Source organism: Nostoc sp. (genome assembly GCF_036916975.1).
GTDB lineage: Bacteria > Cyanobacteriota > Cyanobacteriia > Cyanobacteriales > Nostocaceae > Nostoc.
Map to the genome: position 1 here is coordinate 1 of NZ_JBALFF010000074.1, position 22,589 is coordinate 22,589.

General features: G+C 40.7%; 21 protein-coding genes. 13 read left to right on the forward strand and 8 right to left on the reverse strand.

All coding sequences use genetic code 11. The annotated features are described in order from the left end of the window. From V7K73_RS18040 to V7K73_RS18055, 4 genes are all read left to right on the forward strand, one after another. Positions 1–397: WD40 repeat domain-containing protein (locus V7K73_RS18040; RefSeq protein ID WP_442936776.1), on the forward strand; the 397-nt coding region annotated here is incomplete at its 5' end. A gap of 755 nt (positions 398–1,152) precedes the next feature. After that, complete coding sequence (gene uvrA / locus V7K73_RS18045; RefSeq protein WP_334881944.1) at positions 1,153–4,053, forward strand: excinuclease ABC subunit UvrA; 2,901 nt, start codon at positions 1,153–1,155, stop codon at positions 4,051–4,053. A 36-nt stretch (positions 4,054–4,089) separates the two neighbouring features. Continuing rightward, positions 4,090–5,283 (forward strand): ATP-binding protein, encoded by a 1,194-nt coding sequence (locus V7K73_RS18050; RefSeq protein WP_334881945.1) that lies wholly within the window; start codon positions 4,090–4,092, stop codon positions 5,281–5,283. Then, entirely contained in the window at positions 5,280–6,332 is a 1,053-nt protein-coding gene (locus V7K73_RS18055) for a ParA family protein (protein ID WP_334881946.1), read from the forward strand. Before V7K73_RS18050 ends, V7K73_RS18055 begins: the two co-directional genes overlap by 4 nt. A gap of 41 nt (positions 6,333–6,373) precedes the next feature. Here V7K73_RS18055 and V7K73_RS18060 read toward each other — a convergent pair whose 3' ends face one another. Genes V7K73_RS18060 through V7K73_RS18075 form a run of 4 tightly spaced genes read right to left on the reverse strand, consistent with a single transcriptional unit; the run spans position 6,374 to position 8,711 of the window. Further along, positions 6,374–6,778 (reverse strand): helix-turn-helix domain-containing protein, encoded by a 405-nt coding sequence (locus tag V7K73_RS18060; protein WP_334881947.1) that lies wholly within the window; start codon positions 6,776–6,778, stop codon positions 6,374–6,376. Then, entirely contained in the window at positions 6,762–7,061 is a 300-nt protein-coding gene (locus V7K73_RS18065) for a type II toxin-antitoxin system HigB family toxin (protein WP_334881948.1), read from the reverse strand. The genes V7K73_RS18060 and V7K73_RS18065 overlap by 17 nt, the downstream gene beginning before the upstream one ends. Positions 7,062–7,121: 60 nt before the next feature. Continuing rightward, the gene (locus tag V7K73_RS18070) at positions 7,122–7,553 is read right to left on the reverse strand and encodes a DUF2358 domain-containing protein (protein ID WP_334881949.1); all 432 of its coding nucleotides are present in this window, start codon (positions 7,551–7,553) and stop codon (positions 7,122–7,124) included. A gap of 12 nt (positions 7,554–7,565) precedes the next feature. Beyond that, positions 7,566–8,711, reverse strand: coding sequence for a glycoside hydrolase family 10 protein (locus V7K73_RS18075; protein WP_334881950.1), 1,146 nt, complete (start codon positions 8,709–8,711; stop codon positions 7,566–7,568). A gap of 324 nt (positions 8,712–9,035) precedes the next feature. Here V7K73_RS18075 and V7K73_RS18080 point away from each other — a divergent pair, with 324 nt between their 5' ends. The 5 genes from V7K73_RS18080 to V7K73_RS18100 all read left to right on the forward strand — a co-directional run bounded on the left by V7K73_RS18080 (position 9,036) and on the right by V7K73_RS18100 (position 14,774). Further along, the gene (locus V7K73_RS18080) at positions 9,036–9,917 is read left to right on the forward strand and encodes an alpha/beta fold hydrolase (RefSeq protein ID WP_334881951.1); all 882 of its coding nucleotides are present in this window, start codon (positions 9,036–9,038) and stop codon (positions 9,915–9,917) included. Positions 9,918–10,190: 273 nt separating this feature from the next. Continuing rightward, complete coding sequence (locus V7K73_RS18085) at positions 10,191–10,646, forward strand: pentapeptide repeat-containing protein (protein WP_334881952.1); 456 nt, start codon at positions 10,191–10,193, stop codon at positions 10,644–10,646. Positions 10,647–11,420: 774 nt separating this feature from the next. After that, positions 11,421–12,251: a metallophosphoesterase gene (locus V7K73_RS18090; RefSeq protein WP_334881953.1), complete on the forward strand. Its 831-nt coding sequence runs from the start codon at positions 11,421–11,423 to the stop codon at positions 12,249–12,251. Positions 12,252–12,440: 189 nt separating this feature from the next. Continuing rightward, complete coding sequence (locus tag V7K73_RS18095; RefSeq protein ID WP_334881954.1) at positions 12,441–13,274, forward strand: metallophosphoesterase; 834 nt, start codon at positions 12,441–12,443, stop codon at positions 13,272–13,274. Positions 13,275–14,459: 1,185 nt separating this feature from the next. Continuing rightward, the gene (locus V7K73_RS18100) at positions 14,460–14,774 is read left to right on the forward strand and encodes an S-layer protein (protein WP_334881955.1); all 315 of its coding nucleotides are present in this window, start codon (positions 14,460–14,462) and stop codon (positions 14,772–14,774) included. An 89-nt stretch (positions 14,775–14,863) separates the two neighbouring features. Here V7K73_RS18100 and V7K73_RS18105 read toward each other — a convergent pair whose 3' ends face one another. Further along, positions 14,864–15,046: a hypothetical protein gene (locus tag V7K73_RS18105; protein ID WP_442936777.1), complete on the reverse strand. Its 183-nt coding sequence runs from the start codon at positions 15,044–15,046 to the stop codon at positions 14,864–14,866. 131 nt (positions 15,047–15,177) lie between these two features. Next, positions 15,178–16,269 carry a 3-dehydroquinate synthase gene (aroB, locus tag V7K73_RS18110; protein ID WP_334881956.1) on the reverse strand — a complete coding sequence of 364 codons (1,092 nt, stop codon included), beginning with the start codon at positions 16,267–16,269 and terminating at the stop codon, positions 15,178–15,180. 203 nt (positions 16,270–16,472) lie between these two features. Here aroB and petL point away from each other — a divergent pair, with 203 nt between their 5' ends. Continuing rightward, the gene (gene petL, locus V7K73_RS18115) at positions 16,473–16,568 is read left to right on the forward strand and encodes a cytochrome b6-f complex subunit PetL (protein ID WP_334881957.1); all 96 of its coding nucleotides are present in this window, start codon (positions 16,473–16,475) and stop codon (positions 16,566–16,568) included. A 497-nt stretch (positions 16,569–17,065) separates the two neighbouring features. On the opposite strand, the gene bioB is transcribed toward petL, so the two are convergent. Beyond that, the gene (bioB, locus tag V7K73_RS18120; protein ID WP_334881958.1) at positions 17,066–18,073 is read right to left on the reverse strand and encodes a biotin synthase BioB; all 1,008 of its coding nucleotides are present in this window, start codon (positions 18,071–18,073) and stop codon (positions 17,066–17,068) included. Positions 18,074–18,410: 337 nt separating this feature from the next. On the opposite strand from bioB, the gene V7K73_RS18125 reads away from it, so the two are divergent. Then, positions 18,411–18,986: a GNAT family N-acetyltransferase gene (locus V7K73_RS18125; RefSeq protein WP_334881959.1), complete on the forward strand. Its 576-nt coding sequence runs from the start codon at positions 18,411–18,413 to the stop codon at positions 18,984–18,986. Positions 18,987–19,686: 700 nt separating this feature from the next. Continuing rightward, positions 19,687–20,142, forward strand: coding sequence for a hypothetical protein (locus V7K73_RS18130; protein WP_334881960.1), 456 nt, complete (start codon positions 19,687–19,689; stop codon positions 20,140–20,142). A 25-nt stretch (positions 20,143–20,167) separates the two neighbouring features. Here the strand turns inward: V7K73_RS18130 and V7K73_RS18135 are convergent, their stop codons facing one another. Then, the gene (locus V7K73_RS18135; RefSeq protein WP_334881961.1) at positions 20,168–20,845 is read right to left on the reverse strand and encodes an SMI1/KNR4 family protein; all 678 of its coding nucleotides are present in this window, start codon (positions 20,843–20,845) and stop codon (positions 20,168–20,170) included. Positions 20,846–20,966: 121 nt separating this feature from the next. Between V7K73_RS18135 and V7K73_RS18140 the strand changes: the two genes are divergently transcribed. After that, positions 20,967–22,445 (forward strand): protein adenylyltransferase SelO, encoded by a 1,479-nt coding sequence (locus V7K73_RS18140; protein ID WP_334881962.1) that lies wholly within the window; start codon positions 20,967–20,969, stop codon positions 22,443–22,445. Positions 22,446–22,589: the final 144 nt, after the last annotated feature.

The window sequence follows — 22,589 nt, forward strand, 5'->3', positions numbered from 1 at the left end:
CTCAGATGACAAAACAGCGCGGCTGTGGGACTTACAGGGCAAGGAAATTGCCAAGTTTCAGGGGCATGATTATATTAGAAGTGCCAGTTTTAGCCCGGACGGGCAGCGCATCCTCACCGCCTCAGATGACAAAACAGCGCGGCTGTGGGACTTACAGGGCAAGGAAATTGCCAAGTTTCAGGGGCATGATTATATTAGAAGTGCCAGTTTTAGCCGGGATGGGCGGCGCATCCTCATTGCCACCGTTGACAATACAGGGCGGGTTGTGTCTATTTATGCGTGGAATGTGGAAAGCTTGGAGCAATTATTAGCACGGGGTTGTCGGTGGTTGCATAACTATTTAATTTATGCACCTAATTTGAGTGATAGCGATAGGCAGCTTTGCCAGAAGATGTGATGAAGGGGCGGGGCTGCTTTTATGCTGAGTTTAAATAGAGAATTCACCCCCATTAGTCCCCCCTTGCTAAGGCAGGGCTATTTCGTTCAAGACAGAAACCGCCCAGAACTAAAGTTCGGGGCTAATAGCTAAAGTCCGTTAAAACGGACTAAGTACCTGTGCAAAATTAATTTCATAGTCACATCGCCTGAAATGCTTGTAAAACCGTGATTCTAGGTTAAATAAATGTGTAAATAATTTTGCATGACTACTTGTAACCTTTTTTTAGTCGTCTTTAGACGACTTTCGCTATTAGACTCAGAATTCATTCTGAGGCGGACTAAATGAGAATGAAATAGCCCTGCCATTGCTAAGGGGGGAGACATGATTTTTGTGTGGTTAATAATCCCGAAATTCACCCCCCTTAGTCCCCCCAAGTAAGGGGGGAGACATGATTTGAATCGCTATGGGGCCGATCGCACGGTAAAATAAAGATGCGATGTCTACGACGGGCTATTCGGCGTCGCACTTATAAACTCGGCATTTCGAGTTCCGAACACCAATGACCGAGCAAAAAGGTCGAAGTTTGGAGTTAAACCTCCGGTTCGACTCCCAGCGCTTTAAACTGAGCCAGGTGACATCATGGTTGGCTAACACGATCGGAATATCTTAAGTACAATTTCCATTTAAAACAGTACGGTTGTTCTACTATAAACTGATTAAAGATAGTATTATTAAGGACTGTTTCATCAGAAACTCCTTCTTTGCCCCCCAATATGTCAGACCAACAGCTAGCAGCATCCTTGAATGGACATCTCCCCTACCCCAGCCACAACAGCCAGAATACCATTCGGATTCGGGGTGCTAGGCAGCATAATCTGAAAAATATTGACTTGGAATTGCCACGCGATCGCCTAATCGTCTTTACTGGCGTTTCTGGCTCTGGTAAGTCTTCCCTAGCCTTTGATACCATTTTCGCTGAAGGGCAACGTCGCTATGTCGAATCCCTCAGCGCCTACGCACGGCAATTTTTAGGACAACTAGATAAGCCGGATGTAGAAGCGATTGAAGGCTTAAGTCCAGCAATTTCTATTGACCAAAAGTCAACGTCTCATAACCCGCGTTCGACTGTGGGGACGGTGACAGAGATTTACGACTATTTGCGGCTATTGTTTGGACGGGCTGGCGAACCCCATTGTCCGATATGCGATCGCTGTATTGCACCCCAGACAATCGATGAGATGTGCGATCGGATCATGGAATTAAGCGATCGCACCCGCTTTCAAATTCTTGCACCTGTTGTCCGGGGGAAAAAAGGCACACACCGGAAGCTTTTGTCAAGTCTAGCTTCTCAAGGTTTTGTCCGCGTGCGGATCAATGGCGAGATCCGCGAACTCTCAGATTCTATCGAATTGGATAAAAATTTTACCCACACCATCGAAGTGGTAATTGACCGCTTGGTAAAAAAAGCTGATATTCAAGAGCGTTTGGTTGATTCCTTGTCTACGTGTCTCAAGCAATCGGGTGGGATTGCAGCCATTCTGGTGAGTCTGCTTGGTGACGACGGACAAGAAAAAGAAGAAGAATTAGTATTTTCAGAAAACTTTGCTTGTCCAGAACATGGGGCGGTAATGGAGGAATTATCGCCGCGATTGTTCTCTTTTAACTCGCCTTATGGTGCTTGTCCACATTGTCATGGAATCGGGACGTTAAGAAGATTTGCACCTGATTTGATTGTACCTGACTGGGAAGCGCCGGTTTATGCTGCGATCGCGCCTTGGTCAGAAAAAGATAATTCTTATTATCTGGAATTACTCTATAGTGTAGGGCAAAGCTATGGATTTGAGTTACAGACAAATTGGAGCAAGCTGACAGAAGAACAGCAGCAAATTATTCTCTATGGCGAGAAAGATGAACGAACCGCAGAGGCACAGAGAAAGCAGAGTTTTAAAGGTGCTATTCCAATTTTGCAACGGCAATATGAGGGTGGAACTGAATTAGTTAAGCAAAAATTAGAGCAGTATTTAATTGATCAGCCGTGTGAAGTTTGTCTGGGGAAACGGTTAAAACCGGAAGCCTTGGCGGTGAAGTTGGGACAATATGGAATTTTAGATTTGACTACCGTATCAATTGGGGATTGTCGAGAGAGAATTGAGCAATTTAAGTTGAGCGATCGCCAGTTACAAATTGCTGATTTAGTATTGAGGGAAATCAAAGCTAGATTGCAATTTTTGTTAGATGTCGGTTTAGATTATCTCACCCTTGATCGTCCAGCCATGACGCTTTCTGGTGGCGAAGCCCAACGAATTCGTTTAGCAACACAAATTGGTTCTGGTTTAACAGGAGTTCTCTATGTTTTAGATGAACCGAGTATTGGTTTGCATCAACGAGATAATGGTAGGTTGCTTAAAACCTTAACGAAATTGCGCGATTTGGGTAATACATTAATTGTCGTTGAGCATGATGAAGAAACAATTCGTGCAGCTAATTATATAGTTGATATTGGCCCTGGTGCAGGAATTCACGGCGGAAATATTATCGCCCAAGGTGATTTTCAGGCGTTATTAGCAGCAGAAGATTCTTTAACTGGTGCATATTTATCAGGAAGGCGAGTAATTACCACACCAGCAGAACGCCGAGAAGGAAATGGGCGCAGTTTGGGAATTAAAAATGCCCATCGCAACAATTTACAAAATATAGATGTAGACATACCATTAGGTAAACTCGTCTCCATTACTGGTGTGTCTGGTTCTGGCAAATCTACCCTGATTAACGAATTACTCTATCCATCTCTGCAACACCATTTAACTAAGAAAGTTCCCTTACCCAGACATTTGGATAAAATTCAGGGATTGAACGCGATTGATAAAGCGATCGTTATCGATCAATCTCCCATTGGACGGACACCACGTTCTAACCCTGCAACTTACACAGGAATTTTCGATGCGATTCGAGATGTATTTTCCCAAACAGTAGAAGCCAAAGCTAGGGGTTACAAAGCCGGACAATTTTCTTTCAACGTTAAAGGTGGACGTTGCGAAGCTTGTAGCGGACAGGGTGTAAATGTTATTGAAATGAACTTTCTCCCCGATGTATACGTGCAATGCGAAATTTGTAAGGGTGCAAGATACAACCGCGAAACTTTGCAAGTCAAGTATAAAGATAAGTCAATTTCTGATGTTTTGAGAATGACAGTTGAGGAAAGTTTAGACTTTTTCCAGAATATTCCCAAAGCGATCGCCCGCTTGCAAACTTTATTTGATGTCGGATTGGGTTATGTCCAATTAGGACAACCTGCGACTACCTTATCAGGTGGTGAAGCGCAACGGGTGAAATTAGCAACAGAATTATCTCGACGCGCCACAGGGAAGACACTTTATTTAATCGATGAACCGACAACAGGGTTATCTTTTTATGATGTCCATAAATTATTAGATGTGTTGCAAAGATTGGTAGATAAAGGCAATTCAATATTAGTAATTGAACACAACTTAGATGTAATCCGTTGTTCTGATTGGGTGATAGATTTGGGGCCAGAAGGTGGCGACAAAGGCGGAGAATTGATTGCTGTGGGGACACCAGAGGAAGTTGCAAAAAATCCCAAGTCTTATACTGGGCAATATTTAAAGCAGGTTTTGAAACAGTATCCGGCAAATACAACTATTATGAAAACATAGATAGACAAGCTGACGGGTCTTTAAAAGGAGAAGCCAATGAATGACCAGGAGTTAGAAATTCTCCTGAACGACCTAGAATCAGATCGGGTAGAACGTAAGGCTTCGATATCTGACAAAGGTAAGCTTTGTGAGGCAATTTGTGCATTTGCTAATGACTTGCCAAATCATCAAAAAGCAGGAGTTTTGTTTATTGGGGTTAATGATAATGGCATTTGTGCAAACCTTCCCATAGATGATAGGCTTTTGCTTACACTCTCAGCTATGCGGTCTGATGGCAACATTTTGCCTTTTCCGACAATGATTGTTCAAAAGCGAACTATTGGTGGTTGTGAACTAGCTGTAGTAATTGTAGAACCATCAGATGCTCCACCTGTACGCTTTAATGGACGTGTTTGGATCAGAGTTGGGCCTCGTCGAGCTACTGCTACAGCAGAAGAAGAACGTCGTTTAGCTGAAAAAAGACGCTCAAAAGATTTACCTTTCGATCTACGACCCTTATCATCAGCCAGTTTAGATGACCTCGATTTAGAAATTTTTCGTCGAGTTTATTTGCCTTCTGCCTTAGCAAACGATATTCTTCAAGAGAATCAACGCACTGTTGAACAACAACTTCAATCAATGCGTTTTGCAACAGTTGATCCGTTGCCTAAACCAACTATCTTGGGTGTGCTAGTTGTGGGTAACGATCCTAGACAATTCCTTCCCAGTGCCTATGTTCAATTTCTTCGCATTGATGGCATCGAGTTAACAGACCCTATTAAAGACCAAAAAGAAATTGGCGGACCGCTTCCAGATTTGTTGCGGATGCTGGACGAAACTTTTCAAGTTCATATTTCAGTAGCGACAGACATTACTGCTCAACCAATAGAATTGCGACAGCCTGACTATCCAATAGTTGCCTTACAACAACTAGGAAGAAATGCAGTTATGCATCGCACTTATGAAGGGACAAATGCCCCAGTTAGAATTACATGGTTTAGCGATCGCATCGAAATTCAAAATCCCGGTGGCCCTTTTGGGCAAGTAAATCGGCAAAACTTTGGACAACCAGGCATCACAGACTATCGAAATCCTCACCTTGCCGAAGCGATGAAAAATCTTGGCTATGTTCAGAGATTTGGTATAGGAATTCAACTTGCTCGGCAGCAACTTCAAAAAAATGGTAATCCACCTCTAGAATTCACTGTGGAAGATGCACATTTGTTGGTCATTCTTAGGAAAAAACTATGAGTGCAAAGATTATTGCTTTCTTTAATACTAAGGGAGGTGTCGGTAAAACCACTCTAGTTTATCATTTAGCATGGATGTATCAAGATTTAGGGCTGCGGGTAGTTGCGGCTGATCTAGACCCCCAAGCTAACCTCACTGCTACTTTCTTAGATGAGGAACGCTTAGAATTATTTTCCTTAAACGAAGGTAAAATAGACACTATTTTTGATTCTGTGAAACCTTTATTAACGGATATGGGTGATATTGATAATCCACATTTAGAATATATTCCAGAAAATCAGTTATCAGAAGATGTAACCTCTTTATCTTTGTCTACAGAAGTAGGAAGATTAGCTCTTTTACCTGGAGACTTAATGCTTTCTAGTTTTGAAGATGAACTTTCAACACAGTGGAGTAATTGTCTTGGTGGAGGTGGTCAAGAAAGAGCTTTGCAGGTAACTTCCGCTTTTTGGAGAATTTTACAAAAAACAGCAGTTGCTCATCAGGCAAATGTAATATTAATGGATTTAAGTCCTAGTTTAGGAGCAATCAACCGTGCAGCATTAATCGCAGCAGATTATTTGGTGATCCCACTTGCATTAGATTACTCTTCATTGGTAGGTTTACGCAGCCTTGCTTATATCTTGCAATCTTGGAAAAATGATTGGAAGTATATATTAAGTAAAAACCATAGTACAACTTTGTCTTTACCAAGTGGTCATATACAGCCTATTGGTTACGTTGTTTGGCAGATGCCAATGCGATTAGACCGTCCAGCAACAGTATATAATAAAGCAATATTTAAAATTCAAAATACTTATCGGGAAGTAATTTTAAATCAGCCTAGTGAAAATAAAATCTCTATTGAAAATGATCCAAACTGTTTAGGATTAATTAAAAGCTACCACGGTCTCATGATAATGGCTCAAGAAGCTCATAAACCTATGTTCCACTTAAAACCTGCTGATGGTGCTATTGGCGCTCATACTAAAGCAGTGAAAAATGTTTATGAGGATTTTAAGAAATTAGCTCATAAGATAGCAGAACAAACGCAACTAGAAATTTCATAATTTCATTTATTATCAAACATAAAACTACAAAAAGCGATCGCTCATCCTAAAATAAACAAATTTGCATCAATGTGAAAAAATTTTCCCAAAGCTTCAGCTTGTTTTTTAGTGATTTCTAACTCGCCATTAATTACTTTAGCAACAATCTCGCTCGAACCAATAATTTCTACCAAATGAGATTGTTCCAAACCTCTAGCTTCCATCAAATGCAAGAGTCTTGATCGAGGTGTTGAAACATTAAGCTGATAGTGCTTATCTTCAAAATCCTCAATCAGTTTTACCAATAATTCCAACAAAGCATCTTCTTCAAGAGTCAGATTAGAACGAGAAAGCAGTTCTTCAACAGTTTCTAAAAACTTTTCGTTTTCCTCTTCTGTCTTAATAATTCGAGGTTGATGTTGAGACAGCAATTGGCTGTAAATGTCTGAGTTAAAAGTAAGGGTCATTTTTCCAGTAGTCTTTGTCATATTCGGCATGAGTTAAGACATATTTTATATAGATGACCTGCAAATCATAGTTAATACTAGCAATTAAACGGTATTTATTACCTTTGATGTTGAAAACTATAAACTCGCCTACTGCTTCGGCTTTAAGATAAATAGTTTGAACTTCTAGCAAATTACCCCAGTCTGCTTTACTAGCGGTTATGTACCAGTCATCAAGTGCTTCACAGCAATCAGCGTGTTTTTGGCAGAATTGTCGTAGCTTTTTCCGACTGATGACATGCATTAATTTCTTATTTCTGCGTTTCTCTGCTTGTTCTGGATAAATTTATAATTCACCATGTATCTAATTATTTGTTTCTCCCTTTTGCCAAAACTGCCGTAAAATCTCCCCAGGCTTTCTATCCCAAGTGTCAATATGCTCGTATATTAAATTATTTTGATTTAATTTATACGTTGAATAGCCATTAAAAAGTAAACCAGCGTTCCTTGGAACCCGCAACACTCCCCGCACCGTCCACTTTGCTAAAATCGTATCCTCGGCTGACTGATATACTTCATGCACATCAAAGTAAATTTGGGTAAAAAATAGCCGAGCATGAAATCGCAAAGTCCAAAATATAATGCGATAGTTAAATTTGTATTTGAATGTATTTACTGGGTCTTTAAAATAGATATCATCTGTATAAATGTGATATGAGATATCTTTTTCAAAAAGTGTCGGTAAATCCTCTTTTAAAGTTTTAATTACCCGTTCCACCGATAATTGAGATTCCACGCGCATTTTTCCTTAAAAAATCTTTTTTAACAACCGTTGCCAAATAGAAGATGTCCTGTTGTTATTCACATTAGCCCCACTCAAATCTGACAGAGTAGGAAATGATGCAGACTTAGCATAAGGGCCATTTCGCAAAACTTGAGCAAGGGTATTATTATTCTCGCGCAAACCTTCGTAAAAAAAGAATACCTCTCCTTGAATCCCAATTTGGCGATTGTATTCAATTGCCTGCACCAAATATTCTGGACTAATACAATAACTACCAAGCTTCATGAGTATTCCCGGTGCTAACTTCGGTAGTGTTGCATCTGTGAACTGCTGGTTTACTAGTTTATCAGCGATCGCGTGGTAACTCCCAAAGTCACGGCGATAAATCTGCGGTTGAATCAAATCAACTATTCCCCGCTTTAGCCATGCGGGTGAATCTTGCAGATATTCCTGGAATGCCCAATCATGAATATTAGGTGCGATCGCAACTAATAAATTAGGATTCACCCTTTTTACCTCTCGGTAGAGATTCGCCAAAAACTCAGTGAGAATATCTGCACGCCACTGTAACCATTGTCTATCCTTCGGATTCTGTGGCGGATTGCGATTGAATTCCTGGCGATAGCGCGTGATAGTTCCCACATCATAGCCACCTTCAGAGGGTAATGCAGGGAAGCGATCGTCTCCTTGAACACCATCCACATCATAATTCTTTACAACTTCCAGCACCAAATTTAAGAAAAATTCCTGGACTTGTAAATCGAGTGCATTCAACCATTCAAAGCCGTTTTTCTTCACTAAATTACCGTTAAAGTCAGCAGCAGCCCATCCCGGTTTTTTTTGTAAAAGTACACCACCATTCAAATTATAAGAACTGGCAAAACCGTATTCAAACCAAGGTATAACTTTCAACCCAACTCGCCACGCCTCAACCACCACTTCTTCTAAAGGGTCACGCCCTACAGACATAGGGTCAATTTCGACTCCAAATGTCTGCTGCATTGTTTGACTAGGATACAGTGTTACTGCCTTATTCCAAACAACGGGAAACACCACATTAAAACCCGTCTCAGCCAGGAAATCCATCGCCTCAGCAATGCGTTGCTTTGACCTGAGAACCTTGCTATCAGTAGTAGTCAGCCAAATACCACGTATTTCTGTTGTACCCATTTAAGTATGAAATAATTATATTATTGTTTTGACCAAAGTCCTAAAGTCATCGAATTACCCTAAACAAAAGAAAAACCTCACCCTGTCCTATCGGACATCCCTCTCCAAAGCATCGGAGAGGGACAGGTTTTACGTAGTAAAAGCAGGGTGAGGTATCTTCTATGAGGCTTAACCGTAAATTCCGTTCAGAAAGACTTGTGTATACACCCTACCCTGGCTTGCAGGGGGGGGTGGGGTTCTTGTACCTCACCGCTATATCTCCCAGCAGATGTTTTGACCAAAAGTATTACACATAATGAATACCACCAACAAAAAATACAAAAGATGACTGTAACAGAACTGACTTGGAAACACGAATATATAACTACCAATGGGGTAAAACTCCACTACGTTACCCAAGGTGAAGGCCCGTTAATGTTGATGTTGCATGGGTTTCCTGAGTTTTGGTACTCTTGGCGGCATCAAATACCAGAATTTGCCCAAGATTTTAAAGTCGTCGCTCTTGACTTGCGTGGCTACAACGATAGTGATAAACCAACAGAGCAATCAGCTTATGTCATGGATGAGTTTATCAAAGATATTCAGGGAGTAATTAAAGGATTAGGATATCAAAAATGTGTATTAGTTGGACATGATTGGGGAGGTGCGATCGCTTGGAATTTTGCATATAATCACCCGGAAATGTTAGAACAATTAATTATTCTTAACCTGCCGCATCCTGCCAAATTTGCCCTTGGGTTACGCACTCCCCAACAGTTGTTACGTAGCAACTACATATTCCTCTTTCAACTACCGTGGATACCAGAATTACTTTTACAATCTTCCGACTACCAAGCAATTGAAACAGCTTTTACAGGTACAGCAGTTAACAAGAGTGCTTTCACCAAAGCGGATCTTGACGCTTATAAAAATGCTGCTGCAAAACGCGGTGCCCTCACAGCAATGTTGAACTACTATCGCAATATTTTTCAACAGAGAATGCTAAATCCAAGTTGGGGCGTTCTAGAAGTACCAACATTAATGATTTGGGGAGAAAATGACACTGCACTCGGCAAGGAACTAACCTACGACACAGCAGCCTACGTCAGGGACTTTCAAATCAAGTACATACCCAATTGTGGCCATTGGGTGCAGCAAGAACAGCCTGAATTGGTTAATCAGTATATGCGAGAATTTCTTAGGACTAAAACTAACAGTATTTACTAAAAAGTATAAATACTTATCAAATTAGCCAAATTATGGTGAGTAGTGCAAGCTTTTAAAAAGATTTAACAGTGATTTAACATTGGCAATTTTTTAGGCATTGTCAAGTAAAAATCGCCAAAAATCAGAATTAACGGCATTTTTTAGATTACCGTTATGCTTGATTCATATCACAACTAAGTTGTCAAGAGATAGATTGACCTAATCAAGTTTAATGAGATAATAGAGTTGTGAGGGACAGAACGGACGCAACTTGATTATTTAAGGGGGAAAATTATGAAACTCCAGCTATTAGCGACCATGGCCTTAGCAACTCCCCTATTTTTTATTAGCTCGGTTAGAGCCGAGAATCCGCAGGACTTACAAAAGCTGCTTTCAACTGGGGAATGTATCCAGTGCAATCTATCGGGAGCTAACCTCAGTGGCGCTCATTTAATTGGTGCTGATTTGAGAGGCTCGAAGCTGCAAGGAGCAAACCTTGTAGGGGCTAACCTTGAAGGTGCAGACTTAACTGGTGCAAACTTGGCAGGTGCCAACCTAACATCAGCTTATGTAAGTAATGTGAATTTGAAGCAAACCAATCTCAACGGAGTAAATTTTACTGGCGCTACGATTCACGATTCTAATGTGTATAAAGCATCAATGAATGATCTCAACCTCACTGATGCCCAAATATTTAACACTGGAATCGGTATTGGTGGAGAAGATGCTGAGATTCCCGATTGGAAATAGTCTCAACTGGGTAGGCAGGTTAGAATAAAGACAACATCAGAGAAACTGGTTTTTTGCCAGCATTATCTTTAAACTCTGCCTCTACACTATATAAAAATAAAAAATGAAACCCCTCTGCGTTGTAATGACTTTACTATGACCAAAGCAGAGGGGGTTTCTTTTTGGGGCTGAATCGAATATCTGTGCAAAAAAGTGCAAGGCTAAAAAGTTTTGCTAGGGAGCATCCCGTCAGGTGCAAAAACCTTGTGTTTGCCCTCATCCCCTAACCCATTCTCCCGTAATATGGGATTCGGGGAACTAGAATCATGTCTCCCCTCTCCCACCTGAAGGGAGAGGGGCTGGGGGTGAGGGAAAAGATTTAAGCTATTCATTGGGATGCTCCCTTTTGCTATGTCTAGCTTTGAGGCTTTTTATTATTTTTTATAAAATTTTCAATAAGTTGCACTGGTTACTAAGTAGGTAATTAAATAATTCGTAATAGAGCCTCCGGCACGCTCCGCGAACGTAATTCGTAATTCGTAATTCGTCAATTTTGTTTTGTAATGGGGATTTAACCGCAATCGCATTACTTGCTTTTTTATAGAACCGGGGGACTTCAACCCACGGACAGCAGTTAAACATAAGAAAAAACCTCACCCTGCCTCCGGCTTCCCTCTCCAAAGTATCGGAGAGGGATTGAGGGTGAGGTTTTATATTTAACCCACTTACTTACACACGAACCCAGGATGTTTCGTTAAGCTGTAAGCGCTATGATTGAGCTTTATCGAACGTCTTATGCATTGGTTGTTATCTGGGCCGTTGAGTATAGAGAAATTGACGGTTAACATTACAGGGTTGCCTGCATCGTTACAAGGTAAGAAGCTAGTGCAGTTGTCAGATTTTCACTACGATGGTTTGCGGCTGTCGGAAGAGATGTTAGAAAAAGCGATCGCATTTACTAACGAAGCTAAACCTGATTTAATTTTATTAACTGGTGACTACGTAACTGACGATCCCGCGCCGATTCACCAACTGATACTTCGACTCAAGCATCTGCAAAGTCGCAGTGGTATCTATGCTATTCTTGGCAATCACGATATCTATTACAGCGACGCAAAAACAGAAGTTACAGATGCCCTTACTAGTATTGGAATTCATGTCCTTTGGAACGAAATTGCCTATCCACTAGGAAAAGAATTACCATTGGTAGGACTAGCTGATTATTGGTCACAGGAATTTAATCCTGTACCAGTTATGAATCAACTAAACCCCGACACACCCCGCATTGTTTTATCCCACAACCCAGATACTGCCGAGATACTGCAAGCATGGCGAGTTGACTTACAATTATCTGGTCATACTCACGGTGGTCAAATCGTGATTCCTGGAATTGGCCCTGCGATGCTTATTTACGAAAAGCTTGCAGAAAAAATACCAAAAAAAGTGCAGCGCCGATTTCCATTTTTAGCAGAAAATCTTTCTGTAGTCAGCCATTGGGAATGGGCGGAGGGTTTCCATCAGTTGGGAAAAAATCAGCTATATGTCAATCGTGGTTTGGGAACTTACCTCCCAGGACGCTTATTTTGCCGCCCAGAAGTTACTATAATCACCCTACAGGGTGAGTAAGTAGTTCTTTAAAAATTCAAGAACGCAATCACAGCAGGGATTCTGGCTAATGATTATTTATAGTTTAGTTTCAGAATTTCAATCAATTAGTTAATTGTATCTGGAGCGACATAAATTATTGCAGTTTATCAAGTTACATTTGAATTTTGGTAAGCTGTAAGCGCTGGTATGAGGAGTATCGGTTGGCTTATGCATTGGTTGTTTACGGGACATTTAAGAGTAGATAAAATCACGGTTAAGATTGCAGAACTTCCAGCATCTTTACAAGGTACAACGCTCGTGCAGTTGTCAGATTTTCACTACGATGGTTTGCGGCTGTCGGAAGACATGTTAGAAAAAGCGATCGCACTTACTAATGAAGCTGAACCAGATTTAATTCTATTAACTGGTGACTACGTAACTGACGATCCGACGCCGATTCACGAATTGGTGCATCGACTCAAACATTTGCAAAGTCGCTGTGGTATCTACGCCGTACTTGGTAATCACGATATCTATTACAGCCACTCAAAAGCAGAAGTTACACAGGCGTTAACTAGCATTGGGGTGCATGTGCTTTGGAATGAAATTGCCTATCCATTAGGAAAAGAATTACCATTAGTAGGATTAGCTGATTATTGGTCACGGGAATTCTACCCTGCACCAGTTATGAATCAACTAGATTCGGTTACACCACGCATTGTTTTATCCCATAACCCAGATACAGCTAAGATATTGCAACAATGGCGGGTAGATTTGCAACTATCTGGTCATACCCACGGTGGTCACATCGTCATTCCAGGCATTGGCCCTGTAGTATTTTATTATAAAAAGCTACTCAAACAAATTCCCAAAAAATTACGGCGTTGGGTAACATTTTTCTTAGGAGACTGTTCTAAAGTCGTGCGATATTGGGAGTGGGCGCAAGGGTTTCACAAGGTTGAAGAAAATCAACTATATGTCAATCGGGGTTTAGGAACTTATAAACCAGGACGTTTATTTTGTCCGCCAGAAGTGACTGTAATTACTTTAGTTGGTCATTAGTCATTAGTCATTGGTCATTGGTCATTGGTCTAAATAAATGACAAAGGATAAATGACAAAGGACAGTCCTTAGTGGTCAGTGGGCAATTTAAATGCATAACACTTAAAGCAGAAACCGCCTGAAGCTACGATGGATAAGTATCAGCAGCTTGGGGCGGTTTCTTGAAGATTGGAGAATTCAGAAGTAAGTAACTCAAACTAAAGTGGGCAGCATTTGCGTTGGCGTAGCCCGTCGTAGACATCGCTCTACTCAGAATTGCACATCCTTACATTTGAACTAGGCAGGCATTTTCTGGCTGTGCGTTTTAATAAACCTCCAAAACAACTCATTGAACTTAAAGGAAAAACACATTCAATGGATGCCACAACCAAGCATAGCGATCGCAAGAACATTAGAGCAGGAGGTACAAGCTCTAAGTGGAAACTTTTTGTTTAACTTTTAACCTTTTTGTACCTTGCTCTTAATCTAACATTGTGTTTGTTTAGCTACAAGACACGTTTACTAAACTTGAATACCATTAATTTTTCGCAACAATTCAGAAATCTTTCTTAAGAATATTCTCACTTGTTATAGCAATTCTTATTTGCATTAGGACTTAGGCAAAAAACCTCTCAAATTCTTATTCCTCCGTGTCGCGCCAGTTGCTTCTCACAACGGGAGACTGATTAAGAGAACATTAAGAATTCTCTCAAAATCACCAAATTTTTCAGTGTAAACAGTTACGTATGGGACAATCAAGTTAAGCATCGACAAATATCTTTTTGTAAATTTTTATTCTTTTTTATAGTGGTAATGCGTTGAAACACATGCATTGGCAGTCGCTGCATGAATTAATTTAAATCTCTGTTGATTAATCTCTGGAAATGAGCAAATAAAGGCTGATACCCCCAAAGATTAACTTTTAGTTCCTCCCAGACTTAATTAATTGAGTCAGTGCAAGTTTAATAAAAATTGGAGGTCATAAAATGGCAATTCGGAACAACTTAGTTAGTAATTTCTGGCAAAAAGTACAAAAAGATTCAGTTAGTTGGGGATCGTTAGCTCTTTGGATCAGTGCATTAGTTGTTATGTTATTAATGCTTACCATGTTTTCTAACGCTTAATTTCGGCAAATTTATTCTAGTTCCTGGGCAACAGCCTGGGAGCTAACATAGGGTAGATTTCCATCCCTAGAAGACTCAAATTATGAACTGCAAACTTCTGCTAACAGCCGTGGTGCTAGCTAGTACTAGCTTTGTTACCCCTGTTAAATCTCAAGAACCTACTACCGACACTCCAGCAAAATCGAATCAAGTTTTGAATGCTTGTGTTCAGAATCAAGCAGAAACTTTACCGAATCCCTTTAGTGATGTGCCTTCAAACCATTGGGCTTTCAAGGCGGTTATGACTATGCACTACTGCGGCGCATTCCGCAAAGCTACGCCACCAGCTTTATTTCAAAAATTGCAACCAACAAATAGCCAGCAGCAACCGCAGAAAGAACCGCAGTTTCAAAAATAGGGCGTTGCTGACTAAGCCAGGTGTAAGGGCATGGCAGTACCATGCCCCTACCTCACATAAACGAGAACGGGCAAACTTCTCCTTTTCCCTCACGCGACGCGAGATTGCTCAATCAAATTCAGAAGGACACGGGTAAGTTTTGCGTGAAAAAATTTTGCTTGTATTTTAGGAATTGCTTGACCATTAACAAGTTCGTAGGTGATATCTCCCTCACCTGTTGGAAGATTTAAGAACTCTTGCACGGTTAATTCATTCTTGCCTTGGAGTATCATCGCTCAATAATTCGTAATTCGTAATTCGTAATTCGTAATTCGTAATTCGTAATTCGTAATTCGTAATTCGTAATTGAAGGAGAGAGCAACTAATTTTTATTCTGACTCTTGAATTCTGACTTCTGAATTCTTCACATTGCTTGCAAAACTTGCCGAATAATATCTGATGGCACCTCATCGGTAACTGTCACTACACCAATCTCTGTTGGTAAAACAAACCGCACTTTCCCCGCTTTGACTTTCTTATCTAATTGCAACGCCTCAATAATTGCTTCAATATCTACCCCAGATGGTAACTGAGTTGGTAAACCTGCTTTTTGAATTAAAGCATTTTGACGTTCTGTGTGTTCTTTTTGCCACATTCCCAATTCCACAGCAATTTGACCCGCTGCTACCATACCAATGGCCACTGCTTCACCATGATTTACTAGACGATAACCAGTCAAACTTTCCACTGCATGACCGATAGTATGTCCATAGTTGAGAATCGCCCGCAATCCGCCTTCTTTCTCATCTTTGCTAACAACATCAGCTTTAGCTTGACAAGACCGCATTAATATGGTGTGTATCAGTTCAGATTTTACATAGCGGAGTTGGTCGAGGCGTTTACTTGCTTCCAATTGGGCAAACAATTCGGCATCCCAAATTACGCCATATTTAATAACTTCTGCCATTCCTGCGCGAAACTCACGCATAGGTAGAGTTTTCAATACTTCTGGATCAATCAAAACCAAGCGCGGTTGATGAAATGCCCCAATCAAGTTTTTGCCGTGGGGATGATTCACACCAGTTTTGCCACCAATTGCTGAATCCACCATGGCCAACAGAGTTGTAGGCACTTGGACAACATTAATGCCGCGCAGCCAAGTTGCGGCTGCAAAACCAGTCATATCGCCAATTACACCTCCGCCCAAAGCCACCATTGTAGAAGAACGTTCTAGGCGGTTTTCTAAGGCGATATCGTAAAGTTTTTGGATGGAATTGAGGGTTTTGTAGCGTTCACCTGGTGGTAGGGTGCAGCTAGCAACTTCAAATCCAGCAGATGTTAGGGATGTAATTGTTCTTTCGCCAAAATGCTTAAAAATCGTCGGATTAGAAACCAGCAATACCTTCTTGCCGAGCTTGAGACTGGCCATCTGTTGACCCAGTTGATCTAAACTTGAAGGTGAAATCGCAATCTCATAAGACTGCTCTGGTAAATTTACATTAATTACAGAAGTCATTGCCCAACCCCTAAACAAGCGCCCGTGGGCTGTATTGTATCGCAATCTGGGTGTGGGGAGTCATGGAAGCAGAGGGGCAGGGCGCAGGAGAAGCAAAAAAAAGACTCATGCCCAATGACAAATGACCAATGACCAATGACCAATGACCAATGACCAATGACTAATGATTCAATAGATTTAGAAAGTATTGTGGAGAAAAACAAATGTTTGCAATTATAGCTTACATCGGCTTTTTAGCTTTGTTCTTTGGTTTGGCTGTCGGTCTGCTGTTCGGTCTGCGGACTGCCAAGATAATTTAACTAAGACTCTTGTGGGGCGAGCATCTTGCCTGCCCTCAGTTTACTAAGGGACGGGCGAGACGCCATTGGTGTCAACTTATGCTTAAATCTGGTGTATGAATTTTGCCCTCACCCCCAACCCCTCTCCCAATTTTGGGAGAGGGGAGAAAATTCTCTAGTTCCCCGAATCTCAATTTTGGGAGAGGGGAGAAAATTCTCTAGTTCCCCGAATCCGAATTTTGGGAGAGGGGAGAAAATTCTCTAGTTCCCCGAATCTCAATTTTGGGAGAAGGAAAAAAATTCTCTGGTTCCCCGAATCCGAATTTTGGGAGAGGGGAGAAAATTCTCTAGTTCCCCGAATCCGAATTTTGGGAGAAGGAAAAAAATTCTCCAGTTCCCCTTCTCCCAATTTTGGGAGAAGGGGCTAGGGGATGAGGGCAACCCGATAACCCTTGCTCAATCTTACTTCTACCTTAACTTGACACTAATGGCGAGATGCCCACCCCACAAGAAGATATTTATCCGACAACAGCCGGACTTGCTACCTTTTCTTGTCTTTGGGAAGGCGATCGCATTCCCAAACCAAGTAAGTTCAGCATTTCTCGATCGCTATCATAATCTGGACAGGGAGTTGTCACTGTCAACATCTTGTTGTCGTCGCTAGAAAAGATAGAATTGGCTCCTGCCATAAAGCAAAAAGCTTGTTCAACTTGAGAAAGTCTAGCCCTACCTGCACTAAGACGCACATCGGAAGCTGGCATTAAAATTCTAGCTGTGGCAATCATCCGCACAATATCCCAAATGGGGACATCAGGCTGATTTTCTAAGGGTGTGCCTGGTACTTGTGAAAGAATATTAATTGGCACAGACTCTGGATGCGGATCTAAGTTTGCCAGAGTTTGTAACATCCCAATCCGATCATCGACAGTTTCGCCCAAACCCAGGATACCGCCAGAACAGACAGTAACATTTGTCTGACGGACATTCTCAATTGTGTTCAAGCGATCGCTATAAGTTCTCGTGGTAATAATTGTGCTGTAATATTCCTGCGAGGTATCTAAGTTATGGTTGTATGCGTAAAGTCCCGCTTCTTCCAATTTCCTAGCCTGATTTGCTGTCAACATACCCAGAGTGCAGCACACTTCTAAACCCATTGCGGTTACATCCTTGACCATTTCCAGGACTTCCTCAAATTGTGAGTTATCCCGCACTTCGCGCCAAGCAGCACCCATGCAGATGCGACTAACACCAGTTTCTTTCGCTTTCTGGGCGATGTTAACTACCGTTTGTTTTTCTAGCAGTGCTTCGGCCTTTACCTCTGTTTTATAGCGGGAAGATTGGGCGCAGTAGCTACAATCTTCTGGACAACCTCCCGTTTTTATAGATATAAGCTTACAAACTTGTATTTTTGTTGGGTCATGATATTGGCGATGCACGCTAGCAGCTTGATAAATAAGCTCTAGCAATGGCATGTTGTATATCGCCCGAATTTCTAAGTCCTGCCAATCGTAGCGTATTTCCACCACATCACTATCCTTCTTGTAGACTGAGTTAAATCTTAAGCTGTCTTTTGGTTGAATTTCCTGCGGTACAGCGTTTGGGCAAAGCGATTTTATCGAAGTTATGCCGCTTACTGTGCTTTATCACCCATTGGCTCTCAATCCTTCCGCTCTAGATATTAGACATCAGCTTATCAAGATTTTGGTTGAATGGCAGATTACCAGTAAAAATACTCATGGATTGGGCAATGCAACTGACTTGACATGCGAATTCTATTACCCTGGCTACTGCTTTCGCGCAACTATGAGACAATTTAAAATCTAGAGAATCTTTTAGGAACAGATCCCGCCGATTAAGTAATTTATGATATCCGAACTGCCACTAATTACAAGCGATCGCCTGTTCTTAAGAGCGGCTATCCATGAAGATATACCGCAAATTCTCAAATACTTCATTTATAACAAAACCTATCTTACGCCATTTTACCCTCTTTGGGCTGATGGGTTTTTTACCCAAGAGTATTGGCAATATCAGATAGAAAACAATTTTATAGAATTTATTAATGGTCAATCGTTAAAGCTATTTATTTTTACCAAAAAAAACCCTACTGTAATTATTGGAACTGTAAATTTTAGTAACTTTGTCCGAGGAGCCGCTCATTTTTGCTATGTGGGATATAGCCTTGCTGAAAGTAAACAAGGTAAAGGATATATGACAGAAGGGCTAAAAGCCGCCATTGAATATCTTTTTCAAGAGTTAAATTTTCACCGAGTCATGGCTAATTATATGCCTCACAATCGGCGCAGTGGCAATGTCCTAAAAAGACTCGGTTTTGTCATTGAAGGATATGCTAGAGACTATTTATTAATTAATGGAGAATGGGAAGATCATATTATGACAAGTCTGATCAATCCTAATTGGCAAGCACCTAAAATTTAAAATCGGCTGAGGATGATTTTTAAGAAAACTTATTTTTTACCTATAGTTACCGAGGATTTACTGATTTATAAATACTATTTTTGCAGGGCTATTTCATTCTAAAATGTCACGTTTTCAAAGTCCCTCTCAAAGATGTGGGAGAGGGATTTAGGGTGAGGGCAAAAATTACGGTTCTCAACTGAAATCGCGTTTAAATTCTTATTTTTCTGAAAAAGATTCCTAAAAACTGCCGTAAAAATAGAATGAAATAGCCCTGCTATTTTTGAATGCAACTTAGGTAATTATGGGATAGGTTTTAATGCTTTAGTTTCGCCCAAAGTATTATTTCTACTTGGTGAGCATTGTTAACCTCACAGCTATAGATAATGTTACAATAATAACTTATACTAATTCTGTATGAAAATGCGCTAAACCATATTTAAGTACAAGAAAGAAAAACGAACCGCAAAGTCCGCAAAGAACGCAAAGAAAGAAGAAGTTAAGAGGGTTTGGCGCAGCCTCACAAAGAAATGGTCTTAGGTTTAATTAATTTTAGGAATCAGTTACAAGCATCTATAAATTCATAACAAATCCATAATAAATACACAACAACTCCACAAGCAAATGCAATAGTAATATATATTCGCTACTCGGCTAAGTTATCAAGGTTCGCTTGAGCCGATGTGCGTAATAGTATTAAATGATTGAGGAGTTTTTCAAAATGCCCATTAATTCTATAAAGCGCTTATCTGTCGTTTCTGCTATCTTCGCTTTTGCTACCATTTTACACGGAAGTGTCTTGGCACAACCAGTTCAAAATCCCACCACTACACCAGCCTTAAAAACTCAGGTCAGTGCTGCATCACACCAAAAAATTAAGCTTACAAATCAACAGCGCCTACAAATCAAAGTAGCACGTCAGCAAAGAGATAAGGATATTCAAGCTCTCTTAGACCCGTCCCAAACTACTAAGTTTAAGGCAGCGCTGCAATCTCGTCAGAGAATCAGAACAGTGTTAACATCTTTGAATCTGAATCCAACTCAACAAAAACAGGTTCAATCAATTTTGCAAACTTATAACCAGCAAGTGAAGCAAATTATATCTTCACAGGCATCACAACCAACATCAAATCAAACAGCAGTTACTCCACAAACATCAGAACCAATGAAAAAATAAAACTCGGTTTTATTTTTAATTAAGCTTAACTTTCGGAAGACTGGCGGATTTGATCCAAACTTCGGTTTAGCCAGTCTTCATACCAATCATAAAAACTTAAAGGTTGCTCCTCATTGCTATTTGGATAAGAATCATCAGGGTTGATGTCATGGAAAGCATGGCAAAAACTCAAAGAAGCAGGATATATTCCATTATCATTAGTACGGTCATCTATCCAGATTTTTCCTGACTGCTCTCCAGTAACGACTAAAATCGCATAAATTCCACAACCATAATTTGTGATTGGCAGAGTACCCTGAATAAATTTATCGTCGAAATATTTATTATTGTTGGTAACAAAAGCTGTATTATTCTTGACAATTAAATCTAAATCATTCCATGCTTCTGTCAAAAGAAATGGTTTAGAGAGAATTTCGTAATTCTCAGGGTATAGTTTTTCTGGGATGACATCTTCAGATTCAATTCCCGATAGTCCAGATAAGCCGTATCCTGGCCCTGCACCACCATTACCAATTTCTAAGAGAAAGTTTCGATATTCAGTTGGTAGCTTAATATTATATCTAGATTCAAAGACTTGAATATCTTTGTTACTCAAGCAAGGTTTAAATTGATACTGGTGTAATTCTGAGCCAAAAACCTCAAATGTAGCGTCTAAAATAGCTAATTGAGTTAAATTTTTCTTTAATTTCAAAACTTTATTCATTATGCGCTCTAGATTTTGATGTGACGCTGCCATATTTTAGATATGGGTTGCTTTTTGCGTCTATGCTGATGCTGAAGCCAGAGGTAGTATTAAGGGAAGAATGAATTAAGCTTTGCTCGTAATGACTCTGGCTGAAACTCCGAACTACAAAAATTCTAGCAATCCTTTTCTCTGCCTCAACTACGAAAGCGCCTTGGAATCTCTAGGCGACGACTACTACGACGAGGTTGCAGCAGAAGAATTTCCTCAACACCTCTTGCGTTGGCGTAACGATGCACTATTACCCCGCTTGGGTTTAGACGCTCAACTAGTCAAAGACGAAGACTTTATCACAGCTTTTGGCAAATTTCAGGGGCGTAAACCCTTGTTGGCACTACGTTACCACGGCTATCAATTTGGTGAATATAACAGACAGTTAGGTGATGGTAGAGGCTTCCTCTATGGGCAAGTACGCGCCACTGATGGCGAATTGTACGATTTTGGCACGAAAGGTTCTGGAAGAACGCCTTACTCCCGTGGTGGCGATGGTATGCTGACGCTCAAAGGTGGGGTGCGGGAAGTTCTGGCTGCGGAAGCACTACACAACTTGGGTGTACGGACTTCGCGCTGTCTAAGCTTGATTGAAACAGGTTTACCGCTCTGGCGGGGCGATGAACCTTCGCCTACCCGCTCATCTGTGATGATTAGGATGAGCAGTTCTCATATTCGCTTTGGCACTTTTGAGCGACTGCACTTTTTCCAGCGTCCAGATTTAACCAAGAAGTTATTAGACCACGTAATTGAGCAGTATTATCGACACTTAAATGCTGAAGAAGATAAATATGCTCTGTTTTACGCCGAATTAGTTAAACGAGTTGCAAAACTAGTAGCGCAGTGGATGGCGGCTGGCTTTTGTCATGCAGTCCTAAATACTGACAATATGTCGATTACGGGAGAGAGTTTTGACTATGGCCCTTACGCATTTATCCCGACTTATGAGCCATACTTTATAGCTGCATATTTTGACTATTCTGGACGCTACTGTTACGGGAATCAACCAATTGTTTGCCAATTGAATTTAGAAATGCTCCAGGAACCTTTAAAGGCGATTATCGATAAAGGCGAAATGGAAGCTGCGCTAGCAATGTTTGCTGAGTATTATCAAGCTGAATACAGTTCTTTGATGTTGAAAAAGTTAGGTTTTGATGATTTGCCACATCCAGAACTTGGGGAACTGTTGAATCTAACGATTGAATTTTTGAAAGATAGCCAAGTGGGTTATCACCAATTCTTTTATGAAATGGCTCGGACTTTTTCATCGAAATGGCGAGATGAACCAGGTTATGTGATGAATAATTCTGATATTGTGCCAGTAGCGGGTGCGTCAGGAGTTTTTGATGATTGGTGCATACTGTATCATAAAATTTTGAATGATTTGGAGAGCGATGTCTACGACGGGCTACGCCTACGCATTGATGTAATTGCCCAAACTCTAGCTGTTAATAATCCGAAAACGGTATTACTAAGACCTGTGATTGAATCTATTTGGGAACCAATTGCTCAGGAAGATAATTGGCAACCTTTTTATGACTTAATTAAGGCAATTCAGTCTAGGGGGTAGTGCAAAGTTAAATAGTCGTGCTTACAGACATCCCGCCCGGAACTGAAGTTCCAGGCTGATAGCTTAAGTCCACTCAAGTGGACTAGAATCATTTACTCAGTCCGCTTTAGAGGAATGCAAGCTATTAGCCTTGGAATTCTATTC